Below are 13315 nucleotides of genomic sequence, written 5' to 3' on the forward strand. Positions count from 1 at the left end.
TTGTTCTCCAAAGAGCGAGCCGCACTGAAGATGGGAGTAGCCGTTAACTGGGAGGATACGCTGTCATTGCCTTTTGCACCGCCTGGCGCAAAGCATCTCCCCGCTCACTGAGACTTCCCTGGCTGCCGGTTTCCGCGCTGGCACTCCACACCGGCTGGCCGGTGCGGGCATCGAACAGATTGACGCGAACCACCACGACCTGCACTTCATAGGTGCGCACGATCGGCACCGAGTTGTACATGCCGTAACCATTTCCATAGCGGTTGTAGCCGCCGTAACCGTAGCCGTAGTCATCCTGGACCTGCTTGAGGCGCTTCTCCAGGCGCACATCGGCACTGACAAAGAGGTCTGCCGGACGATTATCGTGCAACGGGCGCAGCCCCCGTTGGTCAAGGGCACCGCTGACCGCTTCGGCAATCTGCGCCGAGTCGGCCCAGGCCGTGCCCGCCGGCAGCTGGCCGTTGCGCCAGGCCCAATTACGGTAGGCGCCATAGTCGCGCACGGGCGCCGGGTAGGCGCTGGCATCAAAGGTGGTGGCAGCCTGGGGCGGCGCCGGAGGAATCGGCGCCGAAGCGGCAACGTAGGGGTTTGGGCTGGAACACGCGCCCAGACCAAGACACAACAGGATCAAACAGAGACGACGCATTTCGACCTCCGCAGACTGGGCCGCTTAAACCGGACGGCAGATCCAGTGTAAATAACGCCCAAGTCCGGCAAAGCTTGGGTGACGACGGTGAGCGAGTTCCATCTCCAAAAGGTCCTGCAAATCGGCGCGGGCCTGGAACTCCACTGGCATATAGTCGTGGAACACCCGCACGCCACTTTGGCTTTCGACCTGCCAAAGGCCTTCGAGTTGCGCCGCCAGCTCACGTGGATCGAGAGGTTGTTGCGGCGTAAGGCTCTGTTTTTCGCCGGCCATGTCGTTCTTACGCATTTTGCGGAAATGGCCTTTGAGCAGGTTGCGGTAAATCAGCGCATCGCGGTTGTAGAACGCCAGCGACAGCCAGCCGCCCGGCACCGTGAGCTGGTGCAGCACCGGCAGGATCGCATGGGGTTCGGCCAGCCATTCCAGCACCGCGTGGCACAGCACCAAGTCATAGGGTTCGGTGAGTTGGCCAAGCAGGTCTTGCCAGGGCGCATGAATAAAGGTGGCGGTCTGCCCTGCGTCGGCGAAGCGTTGGCGGGCGCCTTCGAGCATCGGCTCGGCAGGCTCGGCCAGCGTGACCTCATGGCCTTGTTCGGCTAGCCACAACGACATATGGCCCAGGCCTGCGCCGATATCCAGCACGCGCAAGGGGCGTTTGGGCAGCGCTTCGGTCAGGTCGGCCTGGAGCACCGCGAGGCGAATCGCGCCTTTGGCACCGCCGTAGATTTTCTCGGCGAAACGCGTGGCGAGTTGGTCGAAATGACGATCACTCATGGGCAAACCGCCGTTCGCTGTCGGCCAACTTGGCGCGCACCACTTCGTTCATGTCCAGGCCCAGCTCGCTGCACAGCAACAGCAGGTACAGCACGATATCGCCGACTTCCTGCCCGGCATGGGCGAGTTTGTCGGCCGGCAATTGACGCGACTGGTCTTCGGTCAGCCATTGGAAGATTTCCACCAGTTCGGCCATTTCCACGCTGGCGGCCATGGCCAGGTTTTTCGGGCTGTGGAATTGTTTCCAATTATTTGTATCGCGAATGCGGTGCAGGCGTTCGGTGAGGTGTTCGAGGTTCATGCGGGGGCTCCTGAAGGTGGGTAGCTTCGGGGGGATTGGCGGTTAAGGCAAGTGAATCTCTGGTGTGCTTGAGGACGCCTTCGCAGGCAAGCCCGCTCCCACATTGGAATGGGTTTGCAAATCAAAAGGTAGGCTTGCCTGCGCTAAGGCTCTAGTCGATGACGCTGAATTCCAGGCGGGCGGTCTGGCCGGCTTCGTCGAGGACGCTGAGTTGGTAGCGGCCCAGGTGTTCGAAGCTGGCGTTGATAAAGTCCTGGTTGGCGCTGTCGCCCAGTGGCGCGCCGTTGAGGAACCACCAGCGCCGCCCGCTCCCTCCCAAGGCGGAGATTTTCAGGCGCAGGGCCTGTTGGCTGGCGGCGGGCAGGCGCAGTTGGTCGCCTTCGCGCACGCCGACAATCGACAGCGGTGACGACGCGGCCAACGCCGGTGGCGGGCAATCGGGGTCGGCGGCCGGGATGCGTGCTTCGCGGCGCTCGACCCGTGGCAGCCAGGGTTCCAGGGGCGCGGGCCACAGGGCGATGTTTTTCAGCTCGGCGCCAGGGCACTGGGCGTCGACCCGCAAGCCCTTGGCATTGACCCAAACGCTTTCCATCAACCCCACGCTCAACGGCTGGTCCAGTGCCTGCAACGTCGGCGGCGTGGTGTTATCCAGGGTCCAGGCAAAACGCTGGCGGCGGCAATTGGGATCGCTGCGGCTCATGGGCTGGCCCAGCGGCCAACAGATCGCCGCCACGCCGACATTGGCCGGCACCGGCTTGACGGGGGCGCTGATGCCGCGCTGACTGTCGCGGTTGGTCAGCACATCGTGCACTTGCAACATCAACGGCGCTGCCGAGGCCAGGCCGAACTGGCCCGGCACTGGCGTGCCGTCAGGGCGGCCGATCCACACACCGATCAAATAGCGCGGGCCCACGCCGATTGCCCAGGCATCGCGAAAACCGTAGCTGGTGCCGGTTTTCCAGGCCAGTACAGGGCGCTGCACCAGCTCGGCACGCGGGTCGCGGTCGGGCCGCGCCTGGCCGCTGAGGATGCGCCGCACGATCCAGGCGGACCCTGGCGACAGTAAGGGCCGTTCCCTCAGCGTATCGTCCGGCTGTAATCGGAGGGTCGCGCTCTTGCCGTCCCGGGCGAAGGCGCTGTAGCCACTCACCAGGTCTTCGAGACGACTGCCTGCACCGCCCAGAATCAGCGCCAGGTTCGGTTCGGCCAACGCCGGCAGCGCCAGAGGCACGCCGCCGATGCGCATTTCGGCGGCAAAGCGCTTGGGCCCATAGGCTTCCAGCAACTGCACCGCCGGCAGGTTGAGCGAACTGGACAGCGCCGTACTCGCCGGTACCGCGCCGGTAAAGCCCATGGAGAAGTTGCCCGGCCGGTAATCGCCATAACGCCGGGGCACGTCCTGCAACAAGGATTCGGAGTGGATCAACCCATCATCCAGGGCCATGCCGTAGAGGAACGGCTTCAGGGTGGATCCCGGCGAACGCAAGGCGCTGATCATGTCTACATGGCCGAAGCGCTTGGCATCGTTGATGTCCACCGACCCCAGGTAGGCGCGCACGGCCATGCTTTCCTCTTCCACCACCAGGATGGCGGCGGAAGTATGTTCCGGCAGACGCGCGCGCCAACCCAGCAGCAAGTCTTCAAGACGGCGTTGCAACGTGGCATCCAGGGTGGTGCGGATCAGCGGCGGGCTGTCGGGGCGATTCAGGCGGCGCGCGAGCAAGGGCGCCAGGCTCGGTTCCAGGCGCGGGGCGAGCAGCAACGGTTCTTCCAGGGCTTCATCGACGGCCGATTGTGGCCACACCTGAAACTCCGCGAGGCGCCGCAGCACCTTGTCGCGGGCTTCCTGGGCGCGCTGGGGATGGCGATCCGGGCGTAAGCGACTGGGCGCCTGGGGCAGTACGGCCAGCAAGGCCGCTTCGGCGTGAGTCAGTTGCGAAGGGGATTTGCCCAGGTATGCCCAACTGGCCGCCGCCACGCCCTGCAACGTGCCGCCAAACGGCGCGCGGTTCAGGTAGAGGTTAAGGATTTCTGCCTTGGACAGGTGCCATTCCAACTGCGCCGTACGCCACAGCTGACGCAACTTGCCATGGAAGGTGCGCGAATGCGGATCCAGTAACCGCGCCACCTGCATCGACAAGGTGCTGCCCCCCGACACCACGCGCGCGCCGGTGAGGTTCTGCCAGGTCGCCCGCGCCAGCGCCAGCGGGTTCACGCCAGGGTGCTGGTAGAACCAACGGTCTTCATAGGTGAGCAATGCGTCCAGGTAATACGGTGACACTTCGTGGGTCTGTACCGGGTAGCGCCACACGCCATTGGCATCGGCAAAACGCCATAACGGCGTGCCATCCTCGGCCAGCACCACTCGCGCCAGGTCATCCTGAGGCAACGGCAACGGCCAAACCCGATCCGCCCCCCACAACACCACCACCACCAACACCACTGCCCCCAAAGCCCAGCGCAGTAAATGTGGGAGCGGGCTTGCTCGCGAATGCGGTGGGTCAGTGAGAGCATTCGTCACTGATACACCGCATTCGCGAGCAAGCCCGCTCCCACATTGGTACGCGTACACCCGCAAATGACACAACTTAATCGCAAACTCAAACGGGCAAACCTCTATGCTGATAGGGAACTAGCCTGTTGCAATAACAACCAAAGGCACAGACACGCCCACCTTCTCATCAGGACACACATATGCAGGTAGAAAGCTTTTTCGAATGGTTGGGCCAGGCGCTCGGTTCCATCATCCGTTTTATTGTCGACGGGCTCAGCGGCCTGTTCGGTGCGCTGACCAATGCGGGTGGCAACTTCATCGATGGCCTGTCTCGCACGTTGGGCATGGACACCTCGATCATCAGCATCATCACCCTGATCATCGGCCTGATGCTGCTGTACTCGGCAGTGCGCGCCTTCATGCGGGCGTCGATCATCATGGGCATCATCTGGCTACTGCTCGGCCTGTGGCTCCTGAGCTGGGTCGTCCACTAACCCCAGAGTATCCCCAAACTACTGTGGGAGCGGCGGTGCGAGCAAGTCGAATCGTCGCACCGCCGCTCCCACATTTAGACTCCATCTCACATTGAAATATCAGCGCCCCTTGATCACCAGGTCCGCCGGCGTCTCACCCACCGCCTGCCAGTTCGGCCGGTACATCGACTCCACTTGCGGCGGTGGCACGCGGTAGGTGCCCGGCGTCACGGCACGCGCCAGGTACAGCAAGTGCGTCGTGCCGGAGCCTTCCAGGTTGATCGCCGCTACGTAGCGGTCATCGCGGAACTCTTGATGCTTGAGCGATGCGTTCTGCATCGACTCACGCCACTCCTTCACCTGACTGCTGGCGTTTTCCAGGCTGGCGGCGCTTTGGGCCAGGTTCTGGTTCTCCAGCTCCAGGCCGGCCGGCAACAGGTCCACCACCAACGCGTCCGGCACCCGCTGCTTGGCACTGACCGCCAAATGCACCAACACCAGATCGCCGCTGTTGAGGCTGCGCAGGTTCAACGGCTGGCCGTTCATGCCCAGGTATTCGCGGCGAATGCTCAGGTTGTCGCCGCCCGGTGCAGGCGGTACTTGTGGGTAACCCGAAATGGTCAGTTGCTGATACACCGGCGTCTCGCCCTGATTGCTCAAGGTCAAATCACTGGACAGCAGCTTGCCTTCCAACTCCAGCGTCGACTGTTGATTGTTCAGTTCCTGCACACCACCACTGCCCGTCAATGACACCTGCCAGTTCGAGTCCGGCTTGGCAAACCCGAGACGCCCGGCCAGGAACAGCGAATTGCGCTCCTGGGTCGACAGGTACGGGCTGGCCGCCAATTGATCCGACAGCGTAAACAAACGCTCCTCACGCTTGCCCTTGGCCAAGTCGTTCTCTTCCAGCAACGCCAGGATCATCGCCTGGTCGCGCAACGGGCTACCGTAATCGGCCAGCCATTCATTGGCATTGCGCTGTGCCGCCAGGCCGGCGAGCAAGGCTTGGTCCGCACGCGGCTGGTCGCCCATCTTCTGCAACGCGATGGCCAACTGCACCAGCGGCAGACCAGAGCGCGCATCGCTGCGACGTTCGAAAATGCTGCGCAATGCGCCCAACGGCGCCTGCTGACTACGCGCCAAGACCATACCGGCGTAGGCCTGCACGGCAAAGCGGGTGTGGTCGGCGTTGTCGCTGTAGTCGACGTCAATCAGGTTACGTTCCTGTACGTAGCGCAGCAGGCGCTCACTGGCCTTTTTCAAGGCTTCAGGCGGCACCGCAAAACCCTGGTCGCGAGCGCGCAGCAGGAAGTCGGTGACGTAAGCCGTCAGCCAGTATTCTTCTTCACCGTCCGCGCCCCACAACCCGAAGCTGCCGTTGTAGCGCTGCATGCCCAGCAGGCGCTCGATACCCAGCTCGATCTTGCGTTTACGTTCACTGTCCGACTCGCCCTTGATCGACAGGCGCTTGAGCAACGCATCGTCGGCATACAGCGACGGATATAGACCGCTGGCAGTCTGCTCCAGGCAACCGTAAGGGTAGGCCTTGAGTGCACTGATTTGCGCACCGAGGTTCAGCGGCGGCCGGCTCGACAGGCTCAGCAGCGCCTGTCGCCCCGAGGCGTCGAACTGATCCAGCGTCCCCGCCGGCAAGCTCCACGGTTGATCCTTCAGCACCGCACGATAGTGCTTGAGCAGCGCCGGATAGGCCGGACGCACACCCAGGGTCCATTCGCGCGTGAACGGCGGCAGGTTCTCTCCCGGCAGATCCAGGCCATTCACTGTCACCTTGACCTTGCCCTGCCCCAACCCGCCCCAGGCTTTCACCGGGATCCGCAGGGTGGTGCGCTGGCCTTGTTTGAGCTCGACGCTTTGCACGCCGCTGTTGACCAACTCCAACTGCCCATCGGCGCTCAGCTGTACATCGAGTTTCTGCGGTTTGCCTGACAGGTTGGACAGGTCCAATGCCAACGTGGTCTGGTCGCCCCCCGCCATGAAGCGCGGCGCCGACAGCTCGGCAATCAGCGGTGCGGCAATCACCGTCTTGGCTTCGGCCATGCCGTAGCGATCGTCGCTCCAGGCCTGGGCCATCAGGCGCAGTTCGCCGTTGAAGTCGGGGATGTTGACGCTGACTTCACCCTCGCCTTGCTCATTCAAGGTTACCGGGGCGCTTTGCAGGGCGACGATGGTCACACTGGTGTCCGGGCGCTTGCCGCCCTTGGCCAGCGCCGCGTCACCACCAAATGCCAGGCTGGCCAGACGGCCCTGGCCAACTTCGATCAACTGGCCGTAGATGTCGAACTGGTCCACGCCGTAGGCCTTGCGGCCGAACAGGCTGGAATACGGATCCGGCGTCGGGTATTCGGTAATGTTGAGGATGCCCACGTCCACTGCCGCCACCAGCACGTGCACCTGTTTCGGCACGCTGCCGTCGGCATTTTTAGCCGCGATCTTCACCGTCAGCGGTTGTTTGGGGCGCATTTTTTCCGGCGCAGTGAGGGTCACGCCCAGTTTGCGCTGGGTGCGATCCAGCGGCAGGTGCAGCAGGCCCACGGCGCGTTTGGGGGTGATGTTGGCCTTGCGCTCGCCTGGACGAATCACCAGGGCGCTGACATACAAATCATGCCGCGACCATTTCGGATCGAGTTTCACAGCGAAGCTCTTGCCCTCGGCCGGCACATCGATTTCCTGCCACCACAGCGGGCCTTCCGCAGACTCCACCAGCAGGTAGCCCTTACCGGCCGCCGGCGGTGTGACGGTCACGTTGGCCGTATCGCCATCGCCGTAGGCTGGTTTTTCCAGAGCGAGCTTGACCTGATCAGGGCGCACGGCGCCGCCTTCGGTGTTGTCCTGAGCCTGGTAACCCGCCCAGAAGCGCAGGCTGCTGACCAGCCCGGTCTGCGGATCTTCCACTTCGACGCGGTACGGGCCCCACTCCACCTGGAAACTGACCTTGGCGGTGTCGCCGGCCTTGATGTTCAGGGTCTGTTCGTCGAGGTTGAGGAATTTCTCGTTGAAGTGATAGCTCCAGCCATCGTTCTCGGAGTAGTTCCAGTAGTAGTCACGGCGCTCGCGCACCAGGCGCACCTTGAGGTTTTGCGCGGCGAGTTTCTGCCCGTCCTGGTTGGCCAGCAGTACTTCGAATTCCGCCGGGCCATCGCCATTGGTTTCCTGGCCGTCAAACAACCCGCGCAGGCCCGGAAGCTGCTCGGCGGGCCAGATCGGCTGCACCAGACGCCGCGTGATCGGTCGCCCGCCGGACTCCTGCAGACTGGCTTGCACGATCAGTTGCAACGGCGACTTGGCCTCGGCCCACTTGCTTTCCAGGGTCAGCGTTTCCTGGCCCTTCGCGTCGAGCACGCTTTCTTCCAGTTCGAAATCCTGGCTCAGCTCTTCTTCGGTCACGGAGCCGAACTGATAGCCCGGCAGCGACTTGACCGCTTCGCGCAACGGTCGCACATAGACTTGGCCGCTGACGCGATTGCCCGAGGCGGGCGCGCCATACAGGTAACGCCCGTTGACCTGGATCACCGCGTCATCCGCCGGGCTCAACGCGGTGTCGCTACCCTTGAGTTCCAGCGCCAGGCGCTCGGGCAGGAAGTCTTCGACGAGGAACTCATAGAGCTGTGGCTTGCCATCGCCCAGGTCGAACACCAACTGCCAACGCCCGGTCGGCGCTTCGCCGGCCAGTTGCAGTTGATATTGATAGAGGCCGGAGGGGTCGGCGTCCCAGACGAATTTACGGCTGACCTGCTCATCCGGGCGACGCACTTCGACGCTCACCGGCTGCGGTTTGACCGCGTTGCCGTCCTTGTCGCGCAGCAAGGCGTTGAGCAGCACGGTTTCGCCAGGGCGATACAGGTCACGCGGACCGAACACAAAGAATTGCAAAGGGTGGGAGGGTTGGCCGCCAATGTCGAACTCGGCCAAGTCCAGTGCCGCGCTGTCGAGGCGCAACATACTGGTCTGTTCCCCCTGCTTGGCCAGCAGCACCTGGGCCTTTTTCGGCAATGGCAATTCGGCGTGGCCGCCCTTCTCGGTCTTGCCCTGGCCCAGCACGCGACCTTCGGCGTCGAGCACTTCAAGGTCGACGCCATCCAGCGCCTTGCCACCTTCCAGCGCCTGGGTAAACACATCCAGGCGGTTGGCGTAGCGGTGCACCGACAGGCCGATATCACTCAGGGTAAACAGCGTGGCCGGCTGCGAATAGTTGTAAGTGCCCGAGGCACGCATCACCGCGAGGTAAACGCCCGGTTGCTGCAATGGCTTGAGGCCGGCGATCGGCAGCAGCAGGGTCTCGCGGGTGTTGCGCGCCGGGTTCAAGTCGAAACGTCCGCCGTAGACCAGGTCGGCCAGGGGCAGCAGTTCGCGGGATTCATAACTTTGCAGGCTGGTGTTGCGGCCCCACTGTGCGAGAAATGTGGGCAGGGATTCGGGTTTGATGCGGAAGAATTCGACGTCGATCTTGTCGACGTTCAGCGCGATCACCGGCAGCCCTTCAGCCAGGCGGGTTGGCAGCAAGGTGCCACGGCTGGCGAAGCCGACAGTGGCTTGCAGGTCGCGGGTTTCCAGGCGGGCGGTGTACTCGGCGGCAAGCTTGTTGTCGTTGACGGCCTTCACACCAGCGTCGACGGTCAGCACCAGTTTGCGCTGCGGTTCGAGGTGGCGCAGGCGCAACTCCATCAGGTTGTCGGAGATCTCCCAGGCACCATCGACCTTGCCGGACTTGCTGTCCACCAGGTGAAGCTTGTCAGCAAATTTCTGATCGGGGTCCAACGGAATGGAAAAACTCACGGAAAGCGTGCTGGCACCGTCGAGTTGTACTTCGGACACGTCCACCACACTCAACTCACGTCCGGCGTAACGTTGCTTCAGCGCCGCCACATCCACCGCGGCCTTGGCCGGTTTGGGCGCCACTGTCGCCGCTGCGGGAGCGGTCGGGGCCGCCGGTTTATCGGAGGAATCGCAGGCGCTCAGCAGGGCCAGCGCGCAAGCAAGGAACAGTCCTTTGTTAAGCATGGGGCACTCGTTGTGAGGGGGTCCGAGAGGTGAACTATATATCAGCCCGCGGGGGGTCGATGTGGTGCTGGTCACATTGACCGACGGAGGGTGGTTTGGTTCTGATGTCATCCTGGATCAAGCCAAATCCCACAGCCAAGGGCAGCCAGTTACAATGCCGCTCCCCCAAGGAGCCTGCATGCCCACCCTACTCACCGACTGGCGCCACCGCCCCACCCACCGACGCGTCTGGGCCCTGGCCGCGCCGATGATCCTGTCGAACATCTCGGTGCCGCTGGTGGCCCTGGTCGACAGCATGGTGATCGGCCATCTGCCCCACGCGCACCAGTTGGGCGCCGTCGCGGTCGGCGCCAGCCTGTATACCTTTCTCGCCTGGGCCATGGGTTTCCTGCGCATGGGCTCCACCGGCTTCGCCGCCCAGGCTGCCGGACGCAATGATGGGGCGGCGCTGCGGCAGATCCTGCTGCAAGGCCTGCTGCTCGCACTGGGCCTGGCAATGCTATTGGGCACTGTCGGCATTCCGCTGAGCCATCTGGCCCTGGAATGGATGCAGCCCTCTCCCGAACTCAATCAACTGACCCAAGATTTTTTCCACACCCGCCTGTTCGGCCTGCCCGCCGCGCTGGCCAGCTATGCGCTGGTCGGCTGGTTCCTTGGTACGCAAAACGCCCGCGCGCCTTTGGCGATCCTGCTCACCACCAACCTGGTCAACATCGCCCTGAACCTGTGGTTCGTACTCGGGCTGGATTGGGGGGTGGTCGGTTCGGCGCGTGCGTCCGTCGTGGCGGAATGGACCGGCGCTTTGCTCGGCCTGGCGATGACGCAAAAAGCCCTGCGCGCCTACCCCGGCCATATCGCCTGGGCTGCGCTGAAATGGTGGGCAAGCTGGCGGCCACTGCTGGCGGTCAACCGCGATATCTTCATCCGCAGCCTTGCACTGCAATCGGTGTTTTTCATGATCACGGTGCAAGGCGCCCGCCTGGGCGACGCCACCGTGGCCGCCAACGCGCTACTGCTCAACGGCCTATTGCTGACTGCCCATGCCCTGGATGGACTGGCCCACGCGGTCGAAGCCCTGTGCGGCCACGCCATCGGCGCCCATGACCGCCAAGCACTGCGCCGCTCGCTGGTGGTGGCCGGCGGTTGGTCGCTGATCGCCAGCGTCGGCTTTGCCCTGCTGTTTACCGTCGCCGGCCACCTGTTTATTGCCATGCAGACCGACATTCCCAGCGTGCGAGAAACCGCCGATATCTACCTGCCTTACCTCGCGGTATTGCCGTTGATTGCGGTGTGGAGTTACTTGCTGGATGGTTTGTTTATCGGCGCGACGCGCGCGCGGGAAATGCGCAATGGCATGCTGTTGACGGTGGTTTTGGTGCTGCCCATTGCCTGGGCGTTGCAAGGATTGGGCAACCACGGGCTGTGGATAACCTTCCTGGTGTTTATGACGGTGCGCAGTCTCACCCTTTGGGCGATTGCCTGGCGCCTAAATCGGCAGGGGCTATGGCTAGGTAGTAGCTGAAAGAATGAGATCCCGTCGTGGGAGCTGGCTTGCCTGCGATGGCGGTGGGTCAGACAACATTCCAGCACTGACACACCGCCATTGCGGCGGTTCGACAAGCCCGGCTCCCCATTAGAGCCGGGTCACGTCACTTATGACGACAGGTACGAAGAGCGCGTCAGCCCCAGACGCAACGCATCCAGGAACTGGGTACGCTCACTGGCACTGATCTTCGCGCTCGCACATTTATCACGGTAATGCGTCATCAACTCCTCCGGCGATAAGTGCACATAACGCAGCATGTCTTCGATGGTGTCGTGGGTCTCGATACCGGCGCTGTACACCGAACCGTCTTCACGCTGGTAGATGTTCACCGAGTCGGTGTCACCGAACAGGTTGTGCATATCACCCAGGATTTCCTGGTAAGCACCGACCAGGAAGATACCCAGCAAGTAGTCCTCTCCTTCGTTCAAGCCGTGAACCGGCAGGCTGGTCTCGATGGACTGCTCGTCGACGTATTGCTTGATCTTGCCGTCGGAGTCACACGTCAGGTCTTGCAGTACGGCACGGCGCAGCGGCTCTTCGTCGAGACGGTGCAGCGGCAGGATCGGCAGGACCTGGCCGATGGCCCAGGTGTCCGGCAGGCTCTGGAACACCGAGAAGTTGCAGATGTACTTGTCGGCCAGCTTGTCGTTGAGCTCGTCCAGCACCTGGCGGTGCGAGCGCTGGCGGGCCTTCAGCGAGTTATGCAGGCGGCGGCACACGGCGAAGTAGCATTGTTCGGCCAGGGCTTTCTCGGCCAGGGTCAGCTTGCCGTCGGCGTACTGGGTGGCCACGTCGCTCATGTAGTGGGTGGCGCGCCAGTAGGTTTCGGTGACCATCTCGATGTCGGTCGGGCCGAGCAGGTCCACCAGCCACTGCACGGTTTCCGGCAGGGCTTCCTTGTTCTCGATCACCGGCACGTCGTCGTTGTGCTTCTCGACGTCGGTCACCTGCACCACCAGCATGGCGTGGTGGGCGGTCAGCGAACGGCCACTTTCGGAGAAGATGTTCGGGTGCGGCAGGCTCTGCGCGTCGCAGAATTCCTTGAGCATGCCCACGACAACGCCGGCGTAGTCGTCCATGTCGTAGTTGATCGAGCTGGCGTTACGCGAGTGGGTGCCGTCGTAGTCCACGCCCAAGCCACCGCCGACGTCGATGTGGTCCACCGGCAGGCCGAGGTTGCGCAGTTCGCCGTAGTAACGGATGGCTTCCTTGAACCCGTGCTGGTAGTCGGCCAGGTTGGCGATCTGCGAGCCCATGTGGAAGTGCAGCAGGCGAATGCCCTGGTCCAGGCCGGCGGCGCGGAAGCGCTCGACGACGGACAACAGCTGCGCCGCCGACAGACCGAACTTGGACTTCTCGCCACCGGTGTCCGCCCATTTGCTCGACGCCAGGGACGACAAGCGCACGCGCAGGCCGACCTGTGGCTTGACCTTGAGGCTGGCAGCCTCTTCGATCACCAGTTCAACTTCGGATTCTTTCTCGATCACGATGAACACGTTGTGGCCGAGTTTCTGGCCCATCAGCGCGAGGCGGATGAACTCACGGTCCTTGTAGCCGTTGCAGACGATGGTGCCGCCCTTCGGCGCCAGGGCCAGCACGGCCAGCAGCTCGGGCTTGGAGCCGGCTTCGAGGCCGATGGACACGTTTTGGGTGGCGATGATGTTTTCGATCACCGCTTCCTGCTGGTTCACCTTGATCGGGTACAGCGCGGTGTACTTGCTCTGGTATTCCAGGCGCTCGATGTTCGAATCGAAAGCGCCGGTCAGTTGGCGTACACGGTCTTGCAGGATGTCGGGGAAGCGCACCAGCAGCGGCAACGACAGGCCGCTCTTGCGCAGCTCGTCGACTTGCTCGTACAGGTCGACTGGCGTGCTGTTCGGGCCGTTCGGACGGACTTCAACGCGACCGGCATCATTGATCGCGAAATACCCGGCCCCCCAATGGCGAATCCCGTAAACACTGCGGCTGTCCGCAACTGTCCATTGGCTGCCATCGTCTTTGCGTGTGCGTCGTACGGACATCGAAGTCCCCTATAAATGAAGTCGAAGGCACCGCCCCTATC

Annotated in this window: 8 protein-coding genes; 2 read left to right on the forward strand and 6 right to left on the reverse strand. The window is 63.0% G+C overall.

All coding sequences use genetic code 11. The annotated features are described in order from the left end of the window. Positions 1-43 precede the first annotated feature (43 nt). The 4 genes from AB4O08_RS09520 to pbpC all read right to left on the reverse strand — a co-directional run bounded on the left by AB4O08_RS09520 (position 44) and on the right by pbpC (position 4164). On the reverse strand, positions 44-646 hold the full coding sequence (locus tag AB4O08_RS09520) for a DUF4136 domain-containing protein (protein WP_010213468.1): 603 nt from the start codon (positions 644-646) through the stop codon (positions 44-46). 24 nt (positions 647-670) lie between these two features. Continuing rightward, the gene (locus tag AB4O08_RS09525) at positions 671-1420 is read right to left on the reverse strand and encodes a methyltransferase (RefSeq protein WP_010213471.1); all 750 of its coding nucleotides are present in this window, start codon (positions 1418-1420) and stop codon (positions 671-673) included. After that, positions 1413-1721: a MazG-like family protein gene (locus AB4O08_RS09530; RefSeq protein ID WP_010213473.1), complete on the reverse strand. Its 309-nt coding sequence runs from the start codon at positions 1719-1721 to the stop codon at positions 1413-1415. Before AB4O08_RS09530 ends, AB4O08_RS09525 begins: the two co-directional genes overlap by 8 nt. 151 nt (positions 1722-1872) lie before the next feature. Further along, a complete protein-coding gene (gene pbpC / locus AB4O08_RS09535; RefSeq protein ID WP_042570910.1) occupies positions 1873-4164 on the reverse strand; it encodes a peptidoglycan glycosyltransferase PbpC in 2292 nt (763 codons plus the stop codon). Positions 4165-4415: 251 nt separating this feature from the next. Between pbpC and AB4O08_RS09540 the strand changes: the two genes are divergently transcribed. Continuing rightward, positions 4416-4709, forward strand: coding sequence for a hypothetical protein (locus AB4O08_RS09540; protein ID WP_010213476.1), 294 nt, complete (start codon positions 4416-4418; stop codon positions 4707-4709). Positions 4710-4808: 99 nt separating this feature from the next. On the opposite strand, the gene AB4O08_RS09545 is transcribed toward AB4O08_RS09540, so the two are convergent. Continuing rightward, positions 4809-9707, reverse strand: a complete 4899-nt coding sequence (locus AB4O08_RS09545; RefSeq protein ID WP_460114831.1) for an alpha-2-macroglobulin family protein — start codon at positions 9705-9707, stop codon at positions 4809-4811. Between the two features lie 178 nt (positions 9708-9885). Between AB4O08_RS09545 and AB4O08_RS09550 the strand changes: the two genes are divergently transcribed. Further along, a complete protein-coding gene (locus tag AB4O08_RS09550; protein ID WP_010213479.1) occupies positions 9886-11229 on the forward strand; it encodes an MATE family efflux transporter in 1344 nt (447 codons plus the stop codon). Between the two features lie 131 nt (positions 11230-11360). Here the strand turns inward: AB4O08_RS09550 and speA are convergent, their stop codons facing one another. Further along, positions 11361-13274: an arginine decarboxylase gene (gene speA / locus AB4O08_RS09555; RefSeq protein ID WP_010213480.1), complete on the reverse strand. Its 1914-nt coding sequence runs from the start codon at positions 13272-13274 to the stop codon at positions 11361-11363. Positions 13275-13315 lie beyond the last annotated feature (41 nt).

The organism is Pseudomonas sp. H3_E07, assembly GCF_054668895.1.